Annotated in this window: 17 protein-coding genes; 6 read left to right on the plus strand and 11 right to left on the minus strand. The window is 65.6% G+C overall.

Features of this window, described 5'->3' with window-relative positions:
• Positions 1-552, minus strand: a 552-nt coding sequence (locus ACTHLF_RS19450; RefSeq protein ID WP_440329601.1) for a carbohydrate porin, incomplete at its 3' end; no start/stop codon positions are given.
• A gap of 119 nt (positions 553-671) precedes the next feature.
• Entirely contained in the window at positions 672-1,694 is a 1,023-nt protein-coding gene (locus ACTHLF_RS19455) for a hypothetical protein (protein WP_440329602.1), read from the minus strand.
• 168 nt (positions 1,695-1,862) lie between these two features.
• Between ACTHLF_RS19455 and ACTHLF_RS19460 the strand changes: the two genes are divergently transcribed.
• Both ACTHLF_RS19460 and fdhD read left to right on the plus strand, forming a co-directional pair.
• On the plus strand, positions 1,863-4,196 hold the full coding sequence (locus tag ACTHLF_RS19460) for an FdhF/YdeP family oxidoreductase (RefSeq protein WP_440329603.1): 2,334 nt from the start codon (positions 1,863-1,865) through the stop codon (positions 4,194-4,196).
• Positions 4,186-5,091, plus strand: a complete 906-nt coding sequence (gene fdhD / locus ACTHLF_RS19465) for a formate dehydrogenase accessory sulfurtransferase FdhD (protein WP_440329605.1) — start codon at positions 4,186-4,188, stop codon at positions 5,089-5,091. The genes ACTHLF_RS19460 and fdhD overlap by 11 nt, the downstream gene beginning before the upstream one ends.
• A 96-nt stretch (positions 5,092-5,187) precedes the next feature.
• On the opposite strand, the gene ACTHLF_RS19470 is transcribed toward fdhD, so the two are convergent.
• From ACTHLF_RS19470 to fusA, 4 genes are all read right to left on the minus strand, one after another.
• Positions 5,188-5,529, minus strand: coding sequence for a hypothetical protein (locus ACTHLF_RS19470; protein WP_440329607.1), 342 nt, complete (start codon positions 5,527-5,529; stop codon positions 5,188-5,190).
• Positions 5,526-6,056 (minus strand): molybdenum cofactor guanylyltransferase, encoded by a 531-nt coding sequence (gene mobA, locus ACTHLF_RS19475; protein ID WP_440329609.1) that lies wholly within the window; start codon positions 6,054-6,056, stop codon positions 5,526-5,528. Before mobA ends, ACTHLF_RS19470 begins: the two co-directional genes overlap by 4 nt.
• Positions 6,053-7,249 carry a molybdopterin molybdotransferase MoeA gene (locus tag ACTHLF_RS19480; RefSeq protein WP_440329611.1) on the minus strand — a complete coding sequence of 399 codons (1,197 nt, stop codon included), beginning with the start codon at positions 7,247-7,249 and terminating at the stop codon, positions 6,053-6,055. Before ACTHLF_RS19480 ends, mobA begins: the two co-directional genes overlap by 4 nt.
• A 161-nt stretch (positions 7,250-7,410) precedes the next feature.
• Positions 7,411-9,477 (minus strand): elongation factor G, encoded by a 2,067-nt coding sequence (gene fusA / locus ACTHLF_RS19485; RefSeq protein ID WP_440329612.1) that lies wholly within the window; start codon positions 9,475-9,477, stop codon positions 7,411-7,413.
• A gap of 550 nt (positions 9,478-10,027) precedes the next feature.
• Here fusA and ACTHLF_RS19490 point away from each other — a divergent pair.
• The gene (locus ACTHLF_RS19490) at positions 10,028-10,987 is read left to right on the plus strand and encodes a S1 family peptidase (protein ID WP_440329614.1); all 960 of its coding nucleotides are present in this window, start codon (positions 10,028-10,030) and stop codon (positions 10,985-10,987) included.
• On the opposite strand, the gene ACTHLF_RS19495 is transcribed toward ACTHLF_RS19490, so the two are convergent.
• Both ACTHLF_RS19495 and ACTHLF_RS19500 read right to left on the minus strand, forming a co-directional pair.
• The gene (locus tag ACTHLF_RS19495; RefSeq protein WP_440329616.1) at positions 10,873-11,709 is read right to left on the minus strand and encodes a hypothetical protein; all 837 of its coding nucleotides are present in this window, start codon (positions 11,707-11,709) and stop codon (positions 10,873-10,875) included. The genes ACTHLF_RS19490 and ACTHLF_RS19495 overlap by 115 nt on opposite strands.
• A gap of 312 nt (positions 11,710-12,021) precedes the next feature.
• Positions 12,022-14,412 carry a membrane-bound PQQ-dependent dehydrogenase, glucose/quinate/shikimate family gene (locus ACTHLF_RS19500; protein ID WP_440329618.1) on the minus strand — a complete coding sequence of 797 codons (2,391 nt, stop codon included), beginning with the start codon at positions 14,410-14,412 and terminating at the stop codon, positions 12,022-12,024.
• Between the two features lie 137 nt (positions 14,413-14,549).
• On the opposite strand from ACTHLF_RS19500, the gene ACTHLF_RS19505 reads away from it, so the two are divergent.
• Positions 14,550-15,530 (plus strand): aldo/keto reductase, encoded by a 981-nt coding sequence (locus ACTHLF_RS19505; protein WP_440329620.1) that lies wholly within the window; start codon positions 14,550-14,552, stop codon positions 15,528-15,530.
• A gap of 59 nt (positions 15,531-15,589) precedes the next feature.
• Here ACTHLF_RS19505 and ACTHLF_RS19510 read toward each other — a convergent pair whose 3' ends face one another.
• Positions 15,590-16,864: a glycosyltransferase gene (locus ACTHLF_RS19510; RefSeq protein ID WP_440329622.1), complete on the minus strand. Its 1,275-nt coding sequence runs from the start codon at positions 16,862-16,864 to the stop codon at positions 15,590-15,592.
• Between the two features lie 201 nt (positions 16,865-17,065).
• Between ACTHLF_RS19510 and metK the strand changes: the two genes are divergently transcribed.
• Complete coding sequence (metK, locus tag ACTHLF_RS19515) at positions 17,066-18,292, plus strand: methionine adenosyltransferase (RefSeq protein ID WP_440329624.1); 1,227 nt, start codon at positions 17,066-17,068, stop codon at positions 18,290-18,292.
• 223 nt (positions 18,293-18,515) lie between these two features.
• Complete coding sequence (locus ACTHLF_RS19520; RefSeq protein ID WP_440329626.1) at positions 18,516-19,043, plus strand: DUF4142 domain-containing protein; 528 nt, start codon at positions 18,516-18,518, stop codon at positions 19,041-19,043.
• Positions 19,044-19,158: 115 nt separating this feature from the next.
• On the opposite strand, the gene ACTHLF_RS19525 is transcribed toward ACTHLF_RS19520, so the two are convergent.
• Positions 19,159-20,304, minus strand: a complete 1,146-nt coding sequence (locus tag ACTHLF_RS19525) for a sugar ABC transporter permease (protein WP_440329628.1) — start codon at positions 20,302-20,304, stop codon at positions 19,159-19,161.
• 39 nt (positions 20,305-20,343) lie between these two features.
• On the minus strand, positions 20,344-21,891 hold the full coding sequence (locus tag ACTHLF_RS19530; RefSeq protein WP_440329630.1) for a xylose ABC transporter ATP-binding protein: 1,548 nt from the start codon (positions 21,889-21,891) through the stop codon (positions 20,344-20,346).
• Positions 21,892-21,993 lie beyond the last annotated feature (102 nt).

The following is a 21,993-nucleotide window of genomic DNA, read 5'->3' on the forward strand; positions in this document are numbered from 1 at the left end:
GGTGTTCGTCAGCTGGTACGGGCAGTCCGGCGCGCTGACGAAGCGGCAGCCGTACGTGGAACGCGCGAACTGCCACGGGGCGTTCATGCGGCCCGCCAGGACGTTGATATGGCTGTCCTTGAACTGCTGCTCCCAGGTCAGCTGGGCCAGTTCCCACTGGCGCTTCGGGTACCAGTAGCCCTGGATCTTCTGGATGACGCCGATATCGTCGGCGGCGACGCTGTGGCCGTAATAGCGCGCGAACGTGATGTGCATCTTGCCGCCCTCGATCCCGGCGAGCTTGCCCATGTCGAGGTCGGCGCCACCGACCGCGCCACCGCCGTTCGTGGCGCCGAGGCGTTCACCGCCGCGCACGCTGGCTGCCCAGTCATTCGCCCAGACGAAGCGGAGCGAGATGCCCTCGTCACGGAGCTTGTCGACCGGGCCGCCCGCGTCCTTCGGCTTCGCCGGCGTGGTCTGGCGCGGTGGTTCCGCGTCGGGCGTGGTCTGGGCCACGGCGTGGCCAGCGGCCAGTGCGGCAATGAAGGCGAACGTGAAACGGCGAAGCGTCATGTGCATGGGTCCCCGGTGCCGGTGAATCGGCGAAAGCGGGGGCGATGCTGGCCCGCGGGAACCTGCGGGAACAACGCGATGCGCAACCTATCAGGTATGCATGTTCTGCATGTTTGCGCTTACGCCATGCATTTTGTGCATTGCACAATGGCTTGCTGAGCCGCGATGGCGGCGCTCACGTCCCCAGGGAGACCCAGCGTGCCGTAGCGCAACACATAGGCATCGAGGGTCGCACGGAAGCTCTCTTCGGCCGACCAACGCTCCGGACGGGACGCTTCCGGGGCCTGCTCGCCATGCAGCCGGGACAGCAACGCGGCGCATTCACCGCGGTAACCGAGTGCAAGGAAACTCGCCGCGGCGCGGATCACGTCGCCGGAGGGCGCCGGCGTGAAGCCGGCCATGCCCGGCACTTCGGCCAGGTAGGCGTCCTCGCAGAACGACAGCTTGAGCGCCAGGGCTTCGCGGAGGCGCTGGTCGAAATCCTCGCCCTTGTAGCGGCAGCGGTCGCTCCACCAGGTCCAGTAATGGATGGTCTCGCCGAGCGCGTGCAGCGCCTCGGCAGTCAAGGCCGGGCCACCCTGGACCGGGGCCTCGCTGATGACGAAAGCGACGCTTTCGCCCGCGGCGAGGCGGACATGGGTGGCGACGACTTCGGCCCCCGCACCCAGCGGGCGCGAGCAGGCCAGGTGCCAGCCATCCGCTGCCTGCGCCTCGCACTTTCCCGCGCTAGCGAGTGGCGCGGCGCACACCAGGCGGAACGAGGCTTCGCCTTCCGTGCAGGTGATGATGCGGACAAAGCGCCCCGCGGCCACGGCTTCCGCCTGGTCCGCGCGGCCCTCCGCCACGGCCATGAAATCGACGACACGCAGCTCGGCGCCATCAGCGTGGCCCACGGTCTCGAGGACGTTGGTACCCGGGACATAGGCACTAACCCATTCCACCTCGCCGTCCATCTGCACGCTCAGCAGTGCCCGCTCCGGATGCGAGGAGCGCAACAGGCCGGCGCGCCGATCCAGCGCCAGCCAGGCCAGCGCCGCATCTTCGGTGACCCGCCCGTGGCCGCGCATATCGCCAATGGCGAGGCCGCGCGGGGCCGGGGCGTACGCGGGCACGGCCGCAAGCCGGGACTGTGGCATGGACATACAAAGCTTCCGTGGCGCCTGGGGAGGGACGCCGAGCGGCGCGGAGGTTGGGGGTTCGGCCGCAAAATCGGCGTGAATCTTTCGTTGGATGCTTACGCGTTTGTTTAATTCGACCCTGCCCTGCAGCGTAGAATGGCGCCAGGCCAGAACTTCTTGCGAATCAGACCCATGAGCGACACCCGCGTCCCCGGCATCGATGACTACGACGGCCCTGCCGGTGGCTGGGGAGCGCTGGGGGCGGTGGCTCGTGCGCTGAGCGGCCAGATGGCGATCGCGCGCGAGTCCATCGCGCTGCACAAGGTGAACCAGCCGCACGGCTTCGACTGCCCGGGCTGCGCGTGGCCCGACCCGAAGGAAACCTCGTCGTTCGAGTTCTGCGAGAACGGCGCCAAGGCCGTCTCGTGGGAGGCCACCGCCAAGCGCGTGCGGCCCGAGTTCTTCGCGAAGAACACGGTGGCCGAACTCTGGAACCTCAGCGATTACACGCTCGAGGGCCTTGGCCGCCTGACCCACCCCATGGCCTACGACGCCGCCACCGATACCTTCCAGCCGGTGGCGTGGGAGGAGGCCTTCCGCCGCATCGGTGCCGCCTTGCGCACCCTGCCCGACCCGAACATGGCCGAGTTCTATACCTCGGGCCGTGCGTCGAACGAAGCGGCGTTCCTCTACCAGCTGTTCGTGCGCGAGTACGGCACCAACAACTTCCCCGACTGCTCCAACATGTGCCACGAGGCCACCAGCGTCGGCCTGCCTCAGTCAGTCGGCTCGGGCAAGGGCACCGTGCTGCTCGAGGATTTCGACCACTGCGACGCCATCTTCTGCATCGGCCACAACCCAGGCACGAACCACCCGCGCATGCTTTCCACGCTGCGCGAAGCCTCCCTGCGCGGCGTGCCGATCGTGGTGCTGAACCCGATGCCCGAGCGTGGGCTGGAGCGCTTCACCTCCCCGCAGCACCCCGCTGAAATGCTCACGGGTAAATCGGTGCGTATCGCCTCCACCTATTACAAGGTGAAGATCGGCGGCGACGTCGCCGTGTTGAAGGGCATGATGAAGTACCTGGTGGAAGAGGACGCGATCGCACGCGATGCAGGCCTCCCGCCCGTGATCGACCATGCGTTCATCGCGGAGAACACCGAAGGATTCGAGGCGCTCGTGGCCGATGTCACCGCCACGCAGTGGGGCGACATCGAGCGGGTCAGCGGGCTCAGCCGCGGCGAGATCGAGTACGCCGCGTCGATCTACGCGAAGGCGAAAGCCGTCATCGTTTGCTATGGCATGGGCATCACCCAGCACCAGCATGGCACCGAGAACGTCCAGCAGATCGCGAACCTGCTGCTCATGCGCGGCAACATCGGCCGCAAGGGCGCGGGCATCTGCCCCTTGCGCGGGCACAGCAACGTGCAGGGCGACCGCACGGTCGGCATCACCGAGAAGCCGAACGCGGAACTCAATGAAGGCATCCGCCGCGCGTATGGCTTCGAGCCACCCGTGGAACACGGCCACGATGCGGTGGCCTCGCTGCTGGCGATCCGCGATGGCCGCTCGAAGGCGATGATCGCGCTGGGCGGCAACCTGGCCGTCGCCATGCCGGATACCGAAGAGACCTTCGCGGCCATGCGCAAGCTCGACCTGGCCGTGCACGTCGCGACCAAGCTCAACCGTTCGCACCTGCTGCTGGCGAAGGAATCGTTCATCCTTCCCTGCCTGGGCCGCACCGAACTCGATGTGCAGGCGACGGGGCCCCAGGCTGTCACCGTCGAGGATTCCATGTCGATGGCGCATGCCTCCGCCGGCACGCTTACGCCCGCTTCGGAGCACCTGCGCTCCGAACCGTGGATCGTCGCCGGCATCGCGAAGGCCGCCCTGCCCGCCACGCGCGTCGACTGGGACGCGCTGGTCGGCGATTACAACCTGATCCGCGACGACATCGAGAAGGTCTTCCCGATCTTTTACGACTTCAACAAGCGGGTGAACGTGCCGGGTGGCTTCCGCCTGCGCGTCGCGGCGAGTGAGCGCGACTGGGCGACGCCGAGCAGGAAGGCGCAGTTCCTCCTGGCGCGCGGGCTCGACGAGGATGACCGCGTCGAGCAAGGCGGGCTGATGCTCACCACCATCCGCTCGCATGACCAGTACAACACCACCATCTACGGCCTGAACGATCGCTACCGTGGCGTCACCGGCCGCCGCGATGTCGTGTTCATGCATGCGGCCGATCTCGCGGCGCGCGGCCTGAAGCATGGCGATCGCATCGATATCTTTGCCACGGGTCGCAACATCGCCGATGGCCGCCAGCGCGCCGTGCGCGGCTTTACCGCCATCGCTTACGACATCGCCGAGGGTTCGGTGGCCATGTATTACCCGGAAGGCAACGCGCTCATCTCGCTCGAGAACCACGACAGCCACTCGGGTACGCCGACGTACAAATCGGTGCCGGTACGCATCGTCGCTTCCACCGAACCGGCCGCACCGCGCCGAAAGAAGGCTACCCATGCGGCATGACCTGACCCCGCCCGCCGGCAGCGCGCGCCGCATCGTCACGCGCTACGAGCGCGGCCGTGCCGCCGAGGACCAGGACCGGCTCGCGGAAGAGGTGCCCGTCGCGCTGCATTTCGACGGGAAGCCGTTCGCGGTGATGATGGCCTCGCCGGTCGACCTGGAGGATTTCGCCCGCGGGTTCGCGTTGACCGAGAACCGGGTGGAGGACGTACGGGATATCGAGTCGATCGAGGTCCACGAGGTGCTGGAAGGCATCACGATCGATGTGCGCACGCGCCTCGCCGTTCCCACGGCGGTCATGGAGGCGGCGACGATGGGCGCGGACGCGGCGCTGGCCGGGGCTCGCGTGACGACCGGCGATACGATCGAAGCCGGCCCGGCGCTGGGTACGCGTGAGATGCCCGGACGCAGCGGCTGCGGCATCTGCGGTACGCGCGAGCTGGAGGACGTCATCCGCCGCCCGCGACCGGTGGCCGCCGGCAGCAACGTCGCCCCCGATGCCATCGAGCGCGCGCTGGAAGCATTGCGCGCGGAGCAGCCCATCAACGCGTTCACCGGGTCGGTCCATGCGGCCGCCTGGGCGCGCGCCGATGGTTCGCTGATGGTGGTGCGCGAAGACGTGGGCCGGCATAACGCGCTGGATAAGCTGATCGGGGCGATGACCCGCCGCGGCATCGACCCGCGCGAAGGCTTCGCCGTCATCACCAGCCGCGCAAGCTATGAGATGGTGACGAAGGCTGCGGTCGCCGGTATCACCGTCCTGGTCGCGATTTCCGCGCCCACCGCGCTCGCGGTGACGCTGGCGGCCGATTGTGGGCTCACGCTGGTCGGCTTCGCGCGACCCGGCCGCGTCAACGGTTATAGCCGGCCGGAGCGCATTCAGAACCCGCGCATCTGACCCGCTTTTGTGGGAGCGCGCTTGCGCGCGATCGGCGTAACGGCAGCACCTATCGCGTGCAAGCACGCTCCCACGACGGCTGCGCGGGAGCGGTGGTCAGGCGTTGCGACGGCGCTTGAGGCTGTCCTTCACGTCGACATCGAACAACACCGTCGTGGCCACCGTATCGTGGCCGGGGATGTCGAAAACCAAACCGTCCTTGCTCGGCAGGCGCGCCTGCAGATCGAGCAGCTGCGCTCGCGGAACCTCCAGGCGCCATTCGTGCGCATTGCCGTCGAGTGAGCAATGCACGGCGTTCGTCGCGTCGATGGCATAGCGCATGGTGAAGGCGCGGCCGAACGCCGTGGACCCGAGCAGCGCGACATCGCCCAGCAATTCGGCGAGTTCGTCCTCATCGATGCGCACGCGGATAGTGTCGTTTTCCAGTTGCACTCTCATGGGTTCGCCTCGCGCCATTCGTCGGGGGTGTTGCAGTTGGACAGCGCCAGGGGCGTGGTGCCGCCGAGCGACAGTGTGGCGACGCCGATGCGCGCCTGCAATGCGGAGACCGAGCAGGCGCGCCCATCGAGTTCGACCAGCTCGGCCAGTGTCGCGCGCGTCATGGCGTCCAGCGTGAGGCGCATCGGCAACGGATGGCCAGCCCAGCGGGTGGCGCGCATGCGGCGTTCGTCGCGAAGGCGCATGAGGGTCGGCGCGTCCACGTGTGGCATATCCACCGGTACGATCAGCAGCTCGCCGTCATCGAGGGCCGCTGCGACGCTGGCGATACCGCCGATCGGGCCCTTATCGGTCCATCGGTCGGCGATGCCACCGTGCGCCGCGCCGCTCACGACGACCTCGCCGGCGCCAGCGTCGACGAGAACCTCGCGCGTGCGTTCGAGCAGGGTGCGGCCGCCGATGCGCAGCATGGCCTTGTCTTCGCCCATGCGCGACGAGCGGCCGCCAGCGAGGATCACGCCGATCACGGCGCGAGCACCGGATCGAGCGGCCACGCATCCACGACCTCACCGAAGGCGCTATCCGCCGTCAGCCATGCGTTGGCGTCGGTGAAGGGTACGATGCGGTAAGCCGCCTGGTTGCGCTGCACGCGCGCCACCTGGCGGCCCTCCTCGTCGGTTTCGAGGCGGCCCAGGGCGAAGTGCTGCAGGCCGGGGCGTGCCTCGTGGCCTTCGACAAGACGAACACGCGTGGGGGTTTCAGCGCGCAACCCAGCCATGCCGCGTAGTGCCGGCGCGACAAAGAAACGATGGCCGACCGCGACGGCCATGGGATTGCCCGGCAGGCCGAGCACCATCGGGCCGCCATCGAAGCGCGCGGCGAGGATCGGCTTGCCAGGACGGATCGCGACCTTGTGGAACAGCTCGCGGGCGCCCATCGCCGCCAGGGCCGTGGGCACGAAGTCGAAACGTCCCGCCGAGACGGCTCCCGTGGTCACGATGAGGTCGGCGCCCGCCACGCGTGCCTCTTCCACCGCGAGACGGAAGGCATCGCCGGTATCCGGGACGCGGCGGCGCATGAGGAGCACGACACCCCACGAACCGAGCATCGCTTCGAGGAAGGGGCCGTTCGAATCGTGGATGCCGCCCTCGGGCAATGGGCCGCTGGCGTGCAGTTCGCTGCCGGTATTGATGATCGCGACGCGCGGAAGGCGGGCCACGTCCACCGCATCGACGCCGAGCGCGGCGAGCAGCATGATCGCCGCGGCATCGATGCGCCGGCCCGCGGCCAGCGCCGCGCTGCCGCGCATGATGTCGCCACCGGCGAGCCGGATGTTCTGGCCGCGCTTCTCTTCCTGGAGCAGGCGGACGCGATCGCCTTCGCGCTCGCAACGCTCCACGGGGACGACGGTATCGAAGCCATCCGGCACGCGCGCGCCGGTGGCGATCTCGCAGGCTTCGCCGCCGGGGAATGCCGTGGTGTTATCGCCCGCGGCCTGCATGCCGGCGACCGTGAATGCCGTGCCCGCCGGAATCGGGCCTCGACCCTGGCGGATGGCGAAGCCGTCCATCGCGGCGTTATCGAATGACGGAAGCGCCAGCGGGCTCGTCACCGGCCCGGCGAGGATCCGCCCCATGGACAACGAAAGGCCCACCCGCTCGTTGCCGAGCGGCTGGGCCTCCTTCATCAGTACAGCAAGGGCTTCGGCATAGGTAAGCATGGACAAAGCGTACCCGTAGGAGCCCACCCTGTGGGCGACATCTTTCGCGAAGCATGACAGGCCCTGTGGCGTCATCGCGAAAGGCGTCGCTCACAAGGTGAGCTCCTACAAAGGCACGGCGCGCGACACGCGCGGTCCGCCGTCGTCGCCGAGGCCATTCCTCAGGCCTGCTTGCGGGCCTCCTGCACCGCCGCCGGGCGGTAGGCGTGGAACGCCACCGTGGCTGCGGCGCGGCCCTGGCTCAGGCTGCGCAGGGCGGTGCTGTACCCGTCGAGCTGGGCCAGCGGCACGTCGGCTTCGATCTCCGTGCGTTCCTGCTTGTCGGTCAGGTTCACGATCTGGCCGCCGCGGCGCTGCAGGTCGCCCAGCACATCGCCCACCGCCACGCCCGGCGCGGTCACGGAGACGCGCATCACCGGTTCGAGCAGCACGGTGCCGGTCGCCTCCAGGGCAGCCTTCACCGCGATCTGCGCGGCACGATGGAACGCGCCTTCGTTCGAGTCCACGGCGTGCGCCTGGCCATCGAGCACGACCACTTCCGCACCGACCACCGGGAAGCCACGCGGGCCTTCCAGCAGCGCCTGCTCCGCGCCCTTCTGCACCGCCGCCTGGAACTGCTTCGGGATCACGCCACCCGTGGTGCGATCCTCGTAGCGGTTCGCATCGCCTTCCACCGGCGATACCGAGAGCACGACGCGCGCGTACTGGCCGCTGCCACCGGTCTGCTTCGCGAGCTTGCCTTCGATCGGACCCGACGGCCGTGCCGGCGTTTCCTGGTAAGCCACGCGCGGCGAACCCGTGCGCACCTGCACGCCCCATTCGCGGCGCAGGCGTTCCACCATCACTTCCAGGTGGAGTTCGCCCATGCCCCAGACGAGGGTCTCGCCTGTCTCCGGGTCGGTACTGACGCGGAAGGACGGATCCTCCTGCGCCAGGCGCGCCAGGCCATTGCCGAGCTTGAGCAGGTCCGCCGAGCGTTCCGGCGAGAGCCGCCACGACAGCACCGCGGGCTGCGCCTGGATGGTCTCGAGGCGCAGTTCGTGATGCGGATCGGCCAGCGTTTCACCGGTTGCCACGTCCTTCCAGCCCATGATCGCCACGATGTCACCCGCCTCCGCGGTATCCACGGCCTCGGTATCGTCGGCGCGGACCACGGCGAGGCGCCCGATGCGCTGCGTGCGATCGGTACCACTGCGCCATACCGCGTCACCCACGTTCAACCGCCCTGCGTACAGGCGAATGAAAGCGAGCGGCCCATGCGACTGGTTGACCACCTTGAAGACCAGCGCGGCGAGCGGCGCATTCGCATCCGGCGCCACCTGCACATCGCCCTTGTCGGTATGCGCGACCACGGACGGACGATCCACCGGCGACGGCAGATAGGCGACGAACGCGTCGAGCAGCGGCTCGATGCCCACGTTACGGAACGCCGAACCCGGCAGCACCGGCTGGCCGATGCCCGCAAGCGTGCCGCGGCGCAGTGCCGCCGTCAGCGTGGCCGCATCGATCGGCTGCTCGGCGAGCCAGAGCTCCGCCAGCGCCTCGTCCTTGTCAGCCACCGCCGCCACCAGCTCCGCGCGTGCGTTCGCATGCATGGCGCGCTCGGCGTCGGTCCACGGCGTGATGCTGGGCGCGCCTTTCTCATCGAACAGCCACGTGCGTTCGCCGACCAGGTCGTAGAGGCCGACGATGTGTTCGCCTTCGATCACCGGTTGCGCCACGACCCACGGGTTCGCACCGAGCTTCTCGCGCATCTGCACCAGCGTCGCATCGAAGTCCGCGCCAGGGCGGTCCATCTTGTTGACGAACGCCATCAGCGGCACGCCATGCCGGCGCGCCTGGTGCCACACGGTTTCGGATTGCGGCTGCACGCCGGCGACGCCGGAGAAGACCACCACGGCGCCATCGAGCACGCGCAGCGAACGTTCCACCTCGATCGCGAAATCGATGTGCCCCGGGGTGTCGATCAGGGTCAGCCGATGCGGCAGGCCACCTTCCGGCGTCCAGTTGGCGCGCACGGCCGCGGCGCCGATCGTGATGCCACGTTCGCGCTCGAGTTCCATATGGTCGGTGGTCGTCGCGCCATCGTGCACCTCACCGGTGCGATGGATCGTGCCGGTCTTGTAGAGGAGGCGCTCGGTGAGCGTGGTTTTACCAGCGTCGACATGGGCGATGATGCCGAGGTTGCGCCAACGGCCGACGGGGATGGTGGTATCGCGGGTACTCATGGTTGAACAGTTCCAATCAGGGCGCCAGGGGCTCGACAAGATGTCCTTCGAGCGAGGCATTCCCCGAGGCTTAACCGTCGCCCCTGGCGTGGGTGGGACGGATCAGGATCGGGGATCGCGGCAGTTCTTCATGGCACGGTGCTCCGGCAAGGGCTTGGAAATTCGGGTTTGGGGAAATCGGGGCCAAAAAAAAGCACCCTTCCGGGTGCTTTTCGTGAAGCGGTTCGAGGCCGGCGCCGTTACGGCGTAAGGCCTGCCACAAGGCGCGCGCACCCGCGACGCGCCCGTGGGGGCATCGTTGGCAGGTGGATCAATGCGTGCTTGCAGGCAAACATGGCGGCTCTCGGTGAATTGGTGGCGGATCGTACGCTTGGGCCCAGCGGGCTGCAAGCGGCTGGCCCCTATGGTAGGGGCGCCGCCAGCGCTTTCAAGGGGAGCCTGATCTCGGTTGGGCTGGGTGCAATCGCCGCGCCATAGCCCGCACACCCGCGCTCTTAGGCCAGCCGTGCTTGCGGTGGCATACTTGTCACAGACCATTGCAAGGATTCGCATGACTCCGCTACAGCTGACCGCCGTCGAACGCCTCGATCGATGCACCGTCAGGATCACCACAGATGCCGGAAAATCGGGGACCGGCTTTTTTTTCTTTGAGCCGACGGACGCGGCCGGTCAAAGTGAAGGAGGCGGGTACATCCTGATTATCACCTGCCGGCACGTACTCGCAAATGCACAATGCGTTCAGCTAATTTTTACTCTCTTCGATGCTGCAGGCAACGCCGATGTCGTCGAGATCGACGAGCCGCTGACGTCTTTCCAACTGGTCGGCCACATCGACCCTGACGTAGATTTGGTGTGCCTGAACATAAGCGGCTTCATGAATGGAGTCACTCTCGATGGGTACACATTCGATTTCACAGCGCTTGGCAGGGACTGGATCCCCGGGCCTGATGTTCTGAACGAGGTAGGCGTGGCCGCGAACGTGCTAATGGTCGGCTACCCAGATGGACAATGGGATCACGTAAATAACAAGCCGGTTTTTAGGCGTGGGATCACTGCCACAAACCCGAAGATATCGTGGCAAGGACGCCGCGAATTCTTGATTGATATGGCTGTGTATCAAGGATCGAGTGGATCACCAATCGTGGCGTACGATCACGGAGCTATCGGCACCACGGGAGGACAGATCGGCTTCGGGACTCGTTCATGGCTAATCGGAATCAATCAAGGCGTCTACGAAGTAGACGTTGAAGGTCAGATCTCCATAAATGGGGTAGCCGAAGATTCGGTGATTAGAGCGCGGCTGCCCATGAACCTCGGTGAGTGCATATCCGCAGACCGAATCAATGAACTGGTCGATCACTTCCGTGATCACATGATCCGACTCGTCTCCGACAATTACTCGTTTCCATCGTCGCCGACGCGTCGTTCTGGGCCACTCTCGCTACTTGGCGAGCCTTCGGTACTGGTTCCATCGTCACCGGTATCGCTGTGTTCGCCTGGATCGTCCTGATAGAAGTAGTCGATGTTGATCGTCTTAGTGCTCGCAACGTTGAGGACAACGAACTCGCCTGGAACTGATCGCCAATCCCCCGGAAGCGCAGACTGCATCGCTGATGGAGCTGTCTGCGCGACCTGCACTACTGCGGATAGCGGCTTGCGAACGGCACCAAGCAGGACAATTCGCTCCAAGCCTCCGTCGCGATTTACAGCATAGTCGCGCAGCGACCCGGCAAACAAAAACGCGTCGCCGTCCAGCTCAACGTCGACCGTCATCCAAATCAAGTCGACATTGGGAGGCGAGAGCAGCGTACCCCACAGCGCTCCTTCATCATTCTCGCGGAAATGCGAAAGAATGGATCGTACAACCATTCCGAAAAGATGACCGAGAAAGGCCAACGAACAGAAGTATGAAGATATGCGAACTGGATATGCCGCGACGCTTCGAATTGCGTTGTCTGCGACGACGTCCTTGGTTTCGCTTCGAATTAACGAGAAAAAACCTACAGCGTCAGGAGTAGGCAACGAACTCCAATGGCAGAGCAACTGCCAAAGCCAGTACCAACACGCATTCAGGAGCAGTGCCGCAACGACGGCCAGCGCAAGGGTCTCGGAAACCTGTGCGTCTAGCGGCGATTGCTTGGCTTGCGAAACGTCACGATTGAGAGCGAAGACAAATGCCGCGCCTGGGAGTATGAAGACCAGCGCAACGACCACCGCAAGGCTAAGCCCCATCCGTCACTTCTTCTTAGTTTGAGTCAATTCCGATCCTGCGACCGTCCGAGACACCGATCTATAGGTTTTTCCGTTTATCTTGAACGAATCTTTGCCTTCCATCCGTGACACAAGAATTGTTGCGGCTGTTTTACGTGCGTCCTTTGGGGTCCCGAAAAGTCGGTTAGTGACGCTTTCCGTGTATCCCGCCTTCAATGACCTTACCTTGCTCATGGAACCTCCGTCTCTTGGACAAAGTATATCTCCGCAAGAGACGGACCGCATCCCATTGATTTGTAGTCCTTTTCCACAGTTGCCGTAGGGTTTCCGCCGTTACGGCAAGGTATAGGCCACCACGTAATCGCCGGACTTCGTACCCAGGCCGCTGTGCCCGCCGGCGGCGATGACGACGTATTGCTTACCGTTCACCGAATACGACATGGGGTTGGCCTGGCCACCGGCGGGGAGTCGCGCCTTCCACAGCACGTCGCCGCTGCCTTCATCGATGGCGCGCAGGTAGTTGTCCGCGGTGGCACCGATGAAGACCAGGCCGCCGCGCGTGGTCATGTTGCCACCGATGTTGAAGATGCCGGTGGGGAGCGGCGCATTGAAGTGCGTGCCGAACGGACCGGTATCGCGCGTGGTGCCGAGCGGGTGTTCCCACACGAGCTTGTGCGTGACGAGATCGATGGCCGCGATGGTGCCCCACGGCGGCGGGTTGCACGGCACGCCGAGCGGATTCAGCCACGGATGCACCTTGCCGACATAAGGCGTGCCGTACTGCGGAGCCAGCCCGCCGCCCACTTTCGGTTCATTGCCCGAGCCGTCCCACGGCTTCACCAGGCCCTTCTTCTCCGCCGGCTCGCGTGGCGCGAGGCTGATGATGAAGGGGATGTAGTTCGCGTTGGCGATGATGAGCTTGTTGTACGGATCGATGGAGGCGCCGTGCCAGTCGATCACGCCATCGAATGCCGGGTACACGATGGTGTCCTTCAGCTGCGGCGGCGTGAACTGGCCCTTGTAGACCGCCTTGCGGAATTCAATGCGGCACATCAGCTGGTCGAACGGCGTGGCGCCCCACATCTGTTCCTCCGTGAGGTCCTTCGGCGTCAGCGACGGCATGCCTGTGGAATACGGTTGCGTCGCCGAGAGATGGTCGCCGGGGACACCGTCCTGCGATACCGGCTTTTCGGTCACTTCCGTGACCGGCTTGCCCGTCTCGCGGTTGAGCACGAAGAACTCGCCACGCTTGGTCGTCTGCACCAGCGCGGGAATGGTCGGGCCGCCATCGGTACCAGGAAGATCGACCAGCGACGGACCCACGGGCACATCCATATCCCACACATCGTGGTGCGTGTTCTGGTAGACCCACTTCGGTTCGCCCGTCGTGATGTCGAGCGCGACGGTCGAGCTTGAGTACTTCTCGTCAAACGGACGGCGGTGGCCACCGAAGTAGTCCGGCGTGGCGTTACCCATCGGCAGGTAGACCATGCCGAGGTCGGGATCCGCCGTGTACACGCCCCACGCATTGGGCGTCCCGCGGGTGAGCTGGTCATTCGGGCCCGGCGTCCAGTTCTGCGGATCGTGGCCGATGTCCCACGCCCACACGAGCTTCCCTGACATCGGATCGAACGCGCGCACTGCGCCCGACGGTTCGCCCTCGGCCTGGTTGTCGTAGACCCAGCCGCCAAGGATGACGCGGTCCTTCAAGACCATGGGCGGCGACGTCACGAAGTGGAATCCCGCCGGCACGTGGCCGAGGTACTGCGTGAGCGAGATGAAGCCGTGCTCGCCGAAGTCTTCGCAGGGCTTGCCGGTATCGGCGTTGAGCGCCATCACGCGTGCATCGAGCACCGGCGCGATGATGCGGCGGGGGCAATCCGTCTGCGTGCCCGCCGGCGCTTCGTAGTACGCCACGCCACGGCATGCGAGGTAGACGTCGGCGTCGGTGTTTGCCTTCGGGTCGTACGACCATTTCTTCTGGCCGGTCGCGGCATCGAACGCGACGACCCAGCTATGGCCCGTGCACACGTACAGCGTGTTGTTGACCTTGATCGGCGTGTTCTCGAAATTGAACTCATGGCCCGCGTCGGTGCCACCCTGGTCTTCACCGGGGCGCATGGTGTCGCCGGTCTGCGCGGTCCAGGCGACCTTGAGGTGCTTTACGTTGCCGGCATTGATCTGGTCCAGCGGCGAGAAGCGGTCACCTTTCGGCGTGCGCCCGTAGAACTGCCAGTCACCGTCGGGTACCGAGGCGTCGGCACCGTCGGCGATGTTCCGCGCCTCGGCATGGCCGCGCGTGCCGACCGGCTGCATGAAGCCGGCGATACCCACGACCAGGGCGACCACCAGGGCGAAGCCGACCGCGACGCTGCCGCCGCGTGCCGGATAGATGCCGCGGCGTACCCACGGCATGAGCAACCACAGCGCACCGACCACGGGCACGAGCAACCGCGGCTCCAGCCACCAGCCCTTCAACCCGACTTCGTACAGAGCCCAGCCGGTGGTGCCGAGCAGGACCACCGCGTACAGCCACAACGCCGCAGGCGACCCGCGCACGAGCAACACGCCCGTGACGAGGATCGCGAGGCCCGCGACCAGGTAATACAACGACCCGCCGAGGACAGTAAGCCAAAGACCACCGGCGGCGAGGAAAAGACCAAGCAACACGAAGACCACGCCGCTGATGCGCGGGGGCCTGCGTGACGAATACGTGGATGACATGGGGGTTTCTCCGAGATGACGCGCGGCTCGAATGCGTCGGCCCGGTCGCGCTATCCTTAAAAGATAGACATCGCAGGTATATGTGCCGTGTACACCGTGCGCGGCCCTCCACACCAAACCCCATGCGGAGTGTCCCCATGCAGTACGTGAAACTCGGCAAGACCGGCCTCGAGATCTCCCCGGTGATCCTTGGTTGCATGACCTACGGCGATCCGGACCGTGGCAACCACGCGTGGACGCTCGATGAAACGCAGAGCCGTCCCTTCCTGCGCAAGGCGCTGGACCTGGGCATCAACACGTTCGACACGGCTAACGCCTATTCCGATGGCACCTCGGAGGAGATCGTCGGGCGCGCCCTGAAAGATTTTGCGAGGCGCGACGAAGTGGTCATCGCCACCAAGACGTTCTTCCGCTGGCACAAGGGGCCGAACGGCGGCGGCCTCTCGCGCAAGGCCATCTTCCATTCGGTGGATGACTCGCTGGCTCGGCTCGGCACCGACTACATCGACCTGCTGCAGATCCATCGCTTCGATGCCACCACGCCGATCGAGGAAACGCTCGAAGCGCTGCATGACGTGGTGAAGGCAGGCAAGGCACGCTACATCGGCGCGTCATCCATGCATGCGTGGCAGTTCGCGAAGATGGTCTATACCTCGCGCGTGCACGGCTGGACCGAGTTCGTGAGCATGCAGGACCATTACAACCTGATCCAGCGTGAGGAAGAACGCGAGATGATCCCGTTCTGCCAGGACCAGGGCATCGCGGTGATTCCGTGGAGCCCGCTGGCACGCAGCCGCCTGACCCGCGACTGGGAAGAGAGCAGCACGCGCCAGGAGAAGGATGTTTTTGGCGGCACGCTGTACAACGCGACGGAAGATGCCGACCGCGCCATAGTGGCGGCGGTGAAGAAGATCGCCGAGACGCGCGGCGTACCGCGTGCGCAGGTCGCGCTGGCCTGGGTCGCGCAGCGGCCCGGCATCACGGCACCGATTGTCGGCGCTTCGAAGCCGCATCACCTGGCTGATGCGGTGGCGGCACTCGAACTCAACCTCACCGCCGAGGAGATGAAGGCGCTGGAAGAAGCGTACACACCGCGCGCCATCGCCGGTTACGAGTAACGCCGACATCGTGTGGGAGTGAGCTTGCGAACGATGCTCTTTAGCGACGCCTTGGGAAGCTACGGCAGCAGGCGGCTTTCGATGGCGTCGGCGGCGATCCTGGCGCCGTATTCTTCCCGCAGCGCGCAGCCGATCGCTTCGGCGCGGGCGCAAACGGCTGGGTCATTCAACAGAGTGTTGAGCTTCGCTGCCGCGCGGCGGGCGTTATAGCGGCCGGCGGGTAGCACGTCGCCCGTTCCGAGGCCTTTTACCCGCGCCGCATTGTCCGGCTGGTCGAAACCATGCGGCACGACCAGCGCGGGGCGGCCCGCGCGCAAGGCTTCCTGCGTGGTGCCGATGCCGCCGTGGTGGATCACGGCGCAGGCCCGTGCAAACAGGGCACCGTGCGATGCGTAGTCAATCGCGAGCATGTCGTCGGTGAGGTTCCCGAGCCGTTCGCGCAGCTCCGGCGAGCCGGTGAGCAGCACCGCGCGGCGACCGAGCATGCGTGCCGCCGCGATGCTTTCACGCAGGAAGCCCTCGCCCGCGTGCACCGCCGCCGAGCCGAGTGTGAACACGAGCGGCGGTTCGCCGGCGGCCAGCCAGTGCGACAACGCCGGGTCGAGCACGTCGGCTGCTGGCAGGTAGCGGCACTGGCCGGTCAGCAACGTGCCCGGCGGCGCGTCCGCCGGGAGCGCTCCCAGTAACGGGGAGTACATCGCCAGCACGCCATCGCGACCGTGCTGCCCGCGATGGAACGGGTCGCCGTTTGGCCCGGTGGGTGCCAGGCCGAGCGAGCGCCGGAACGTGCGGACGTTCGAGGTCCACGGCCGTGTTACGGCTTCGACAAGACGCACGAGCCAGCGGGCGCGCGACGGCTTCCGGCCCAGCCACCGGTCCAGCCTGCCAAGGCCGGTTGCCGGCGGATCGAACGGCGAAAGAAACACCGATGGCGACAGCACCGCCGAGAACCAGGCAAGCGGCAGCGTCTCGCCGAGGATCTGCCCGGCGAACGCAAGCGTCGTGGTCACCAGCGCATCGGCTTCGGTGCAGAAGGTTTTCAGGGTGTGGTAGCTCGTGGCCACGTCGGCCGCCGCCAGGTCGCGCACGACGAAGCGCGGTCCACGCCACGGGTGGAAGGCCCGGGCCGCGAAGGCCGCCTTGTCCTCCGGCTCGGCGATCCCGCTGGCCATGACGAATTCAAGTCCGGCATCGAGCACCGCCTCCCGGTGGATCGCATGGGCGCCCACCGTCACCCGGTGCCCCCGGGCGGCCAGCTCACGGCCCACGGCCAGCAGCGGGAACAGGTCCCCCTGCGATCCCACGGTCGCGAACACGATGTGCCGTTCCGCCATGCCTGCCTCCCAAGCCGCCAGGGCCCCATCCTCGCGCAGTTGACCTCAGCGTTCCGTCGGGGCGGGTTGTCCGGGATTTGTGAATATCCATGCAATCGTCACCCCCGGGGGTTACGCTGGGCGCTGCAAACTGGTACGGGGGCGTGTATCATGGCGCGCCCCTTTTATCTCTTTATCCGTAAAGAAGGATATATACCCCCGATGAGCAGCTACCTCTTCACCTCCGAGTCGGTCTCCGAAGGCCATCCGGACAAGATCGCCGACCAGATCTCCGACGCCGTCCTCGACGCCATCCTGGCGCAGGATCCGCGCGCTCGCGTGGCCTGCGAAACGCTGGTGAAGACCGGCGTGGCCATCGTCGCGGGTGAAATCACCACCAGCGCCTGGATCGACCTGGAAGCGCTGACCCGTAACGTCATCCTCGACATCGGCTACAACTCGTCCGACGTCGGTTTCGACGGCGCGACCTGCGGCGTCCTTAACCTGATCGGCAAGCAGTCGCCGGACATCAACCAGGGCGTGGACCGCAAGAAGCCGGAAGAACAGGGCGCTGGCGACCAGGGCCTGATGTTCGGCTACGCCACCAACGAGACCAGCGAGTTCATGCCGGCCGCGATCCACCTGAGCCACCGCCTCGTGGAGCAGCAGGCCAAGGTCCGCAAGAAGAAGAACTCGCCGCTGCCGTGGCTGCGCCCGGACGCGAAGAGCCAGGTCACCCTGCGCTACAACGAAGCCGGTGAGGCCATCGCCATCGACGCCGTCGTGCTCTCGACCCAGCACGATCCGGGCGTGAAGCAGAAGGACCTGATCGAAGGCGTGCGCGAGCTGATCCTGAAGCCCGTGCTGCCGGCGAAGCTCCTGCACAAGGACACCAAGTTCCACATCAACCCGACCGGCAAGTTCGTGATCGGCGGCCCGGTGGGCGATTGCGGCCTGACCGGTCGCAAGATCATCGTCGACACCTACGGCGGCTGGGCCCGTCACGGTGGTGGCGCGTTCTCGGGTAAGGATCCGTCGAAGGTCGACCGTTCGGCCGCCTACGCCGCTCGCTACGTCGCCAAGAACATCGTGGCCGCCGGCCTGGCCGACCGTTGCGAAATCCAGGTGAGCTACGCGATCGGCGTGGCCGAGCCGACCTCGATCTCGGTGACCACCTTCGGCACCGGCAAGATTTCGGACGACAAGATCGAGAAGCTGGTCCGCAAGCACTTCGACCTGCGCCCGTTCGGCATCATCAAGATGCTCGACCTGGTCCACCCGATGTACCAGGCCACGGCATCCTACGGCCACTTCGGCCGCAAGCCGTTCGAGATGAAGGCCGCCGATGGCAGCACCTTCACCGCGTTCTCGTGGGAAAAGACCGACCGCGCCGAGCTCCTCCGCGACGCGGCCGGCCTGGGTGGCAAGGCTGTGCGCAAGCAGGCCTGATAGGCCTGTGGGTAGGAGCTCACCCTGTGAGCGACGCCGTTCGCGATAGGTCGGCAAGGCCTGCGGCGTAACCGCGAATGATGTCGCCCACAGGGTGGGCTCCTACAGCAACACAAAACGGGCGCCCGCGAGGGCGCCCGTTTTCATTTCACACCCGCCGGGGTCACAACGGCTTCATCAGCAGGATGCGACACCAGAGGTAGTTCCAGACGGAGACAACCCCATGGCACTTCGCCTCCCCCACCTGCTGCTCGCGGCAAGCCTCGCCGCCACCCTGCCCTTCGCGGCGCTCGCCGATCCCCAGGAGAAGGACAGCCAGGGCGGCACGCCCACCGACGCGGGCTTCTACCAGAACGCGACCGGCGCGAACGTCGCGGAGATCGAGCTGAGCCAGCTAGCGCTCAAGCAGGGTTCGTCCGCCAAAGTGAAGCAGTTCGCTCAGAAGATGGTCGATGACCACACCAAGGCCAACGAGAAGCTGGAAAGCCTGCGCAATGGCGACAAGGGCTATTCGACCACGACGTCCCCGCCGCCGGATGCGCAGAAGGATATCGACGCGCTGAAGTTGCTCAACGGGAAGGAGTTCGACCGCCAGTACGCGAAGGTCATGGTCGCCGGCCATGAGAAGGCCGTGGCGATGTTCGAGGTCGAAGCGGAGAAGGGCTCGAACCCGGCGATGAAGGCGTTCGCGAAGGACACACTGCCGACGATCAGGGAACACCAGAAGATGGCAAAGACACTGCCGAAGTAACGCCATCTATCGTAGGAGCCCACCCTGTGGGCGACGCCTCTCGCCAACACGCCACAGGACTGGGCGATGCGGCGAAAGATGTCGCCCACAGGGTGGGCTCCAACGAGTGATGCGATCAGGCGTTGCGGTTGCTGCCGGAGAGCACGTCGACCCACACGGCGAGCACCAGGATCACGCCCTTGATGATCATCTGCCAGGAATTGTCGACGTCCATGAGCTGCATGCCGCTGTCGAGGCTGGCCATGACGAGGGCGCCGATCAGCGCGCCGTAGACCGTGCCCGAACCACCGCGCATGGACGTGCCGCCGATGAAGCAGGCAGAGATGGCATCCAGTTCGCCACCCGTGCCCGCCGAGGGCGAACCCGAGCCGGTGCGCGCGACCGTGATGATGCCGGCGAAAGCGCACATAAGGCCCATGATGGCGAACACCACCAGCTTCACCCGGCCGACGTTCACGCCGGACAGCCGTGTGGCCTCCATGTTGCCGCCCACCGCGTAGATATGCCGGCCGAACACGGTCTGGGTGGAGACGTAAGTGAACACCGCGAGCAGCGCCAGCAGGATCATCACCGGGATGGGGATGCCGTTGGCATCATTCAGCATGCGGATGAAGCCAAAGATCACCGCACCGATGATGACGAGGCGCGCGACATCGATCCACATGGCCGCCTGGTGGAGCCCGAGTTTCGAACGGCGCATGCGGCGCCGGACCGTTAGCCCGACCATGGCGAGGAAAATGATGCCGCCCACCCATTGCGAGAGACCGACGGGCACGAAACCCTGGCCCAGCTGCACGAGGTCATCCGGGGCCGGCGCGATCGTCGAGCTGCCGGTGATGTAAAGCACGATGCCGCGGAACGCGAGCATGCCACCCAGGCCGACGATGAATGACGGCACCCGCATCTTCGTCACGATGAAGCCGTTGAACGCGCCGATCAGCATGCCCAGCAAGAGCACCGCGCCGATGGATGGCCACGTGCCCCAACCCATGTTCACGGTGAGAATAGCGACCACGCCGCCCAGCAAGCCTAGCTGCGAGCCGATGGAGAGGTCGATCTCACCGGCGATGATGATGAACACCATGCCGCAGGCGAGCATGCCGGTGATCGCCATCTGCCGGAACAGGTTGGAGAGGTTGTTCGGCGTGATGAAGGCCTGGTCGGTCTTCACGTGGAAGAACACCCAGATCACGGCGACGGCGATGAGCAACGCCAGGATCTTGTAGCGGACGAACAGTTGCTGGACTTTCTGGGACTGCATGGAAGGCTTCCCTGGTGACGCGTGGAATGGTGGTAGGGATCAGGCCGCGTGCGCGGGCCCTTCGGCGGCATGGGAAATCGCCGCGACGAGCACCTGCTCCTGGGTGAGGCCAACGTTCTTGAAGTCACCGCGAAGCTTGCCCTCGCCGACGACCAGGACGCGGTCGCTGACGCCAAGCACTTCGGGCATCTCCGACGAGACCATGATGATGGCCACGCCCTTGGCGGCCAGCTCGAACATGAGCGTGTAGATGTCGTACTTGGAACCGACATCGACGCCGCGGGTGGGCTCGTCGAGGATGAGTACCTTCGGCGAGGGCAACAGCATCTTCGTGAGCACCGCCTTCTGCTGGTTACCGCCCGACAGCCCCTGGATGGCGAGCTCGGGGCTCGCGGTCTTCACCCGCAGGCGCTTGATCTCGGCATCGATCACGGCCATCTCGGCCTGGCGATCGATCTGCCCCGCGTGGGCGTAATGCGATAGCGTGGCCAGCGTGATGTTGTCGCCCACGCCGAGCAGCGGGACGATGCCCTGGCGCTTGCGATCTTCGGGGACCAGGGACAGCCCAGCCTTGATCGCCTGCTCGGGGTTCTTCACCTTGATCGGCTTGCCCTCGAGGATGAGCTCCGCCTCGGAACGGCCCGGGTAGGCACCGAATATCGCGGAAACCAGCTCGGTGCGGCCGGCGCCGACGAGGCCCGCGATACCGACGATCTCGCCGCGGCGCACCTGGAACGAAATATCGTCCACGCGCTTGCGGTTCGGGTTCGCGACATCCCAGCAGGTCACATGCCTGGCTTCGAACACCACCTCGCCGATATCGTGTTCCATCTTCGGGAACAGGGTCTCGATCTCGCGGCCGACCATCGCCGTGATGATCGAATGCGTGGTCATCTCGCTCATCGGCTTCGTGACGATGTGCTTGCCATCACGGATGACCGTCACCGTATCGCACACGCGCGCGACTTCATCGAGCTTGTGTGAGATGTAGACACAGGCCACGCCGTCGCGCTTCAGGTCCTCGATGATCGACAGCAGCGTATCGGTCTCGGACGAGGTCAGCGACGATGAGGGCTCATCGAGGATCAGCAGCCGGGCGTTCTTCACCAGCGCCTTCGCGATCTCGAACAGCTGCTGGTAGCCACCGCCGTAATTCATCACCGGGGCGGCGACGTTAACGTCCTTCAGCTTCAGCCGGGCAAGCAAGGCCTCGGCCTTGGCGTACATGGCGTCGTAATCCATGACGCCGCCGAACTTGCGGATCTCGTTACCCAGGAAGATGTTCTCGGCGACCGATAGCTGCGGCACCAGCATCAGTTCCTGATGGATGATGACGATGCCGGCGTCCTCGCTGTCGCGCACTGAGTGCGCTCGCAGTGGTTTGCCGTCGAACAGGATCTCGCCTTCCCAGGTGCCGTAGGGATAAACACCGGAAAGGACTTTCATGAGGGTGGACTTGCCGGCGCCATTTTCACCGCACAGGCCCACGCATTCACCCGGCCGCACGGCCAGGTTGATGCCATTGAGCGCGCGCACGCCAGAAAACTCCTTGACGATGTTGCGCATCTCGAACAGGTATTCGCTCACCCGGATACTTCCTTAGCTACACGACGAACAGGGCTGTCGTAGGAGCCCACCCTGTGGGCGAGGCCCTTCGCGGAGAGCAACAGGGCCTGTTGCCGTGGGGCG

It is taken from the genome of Luteibacter sp., from assembly GCF_051958795.1.
Taxonomy (GTDB): Bacteria; Pseudomonadota; Gammaproteobacteria; order Xanthomonadales; family Rhodanobacteraceae; genus Luteibacter.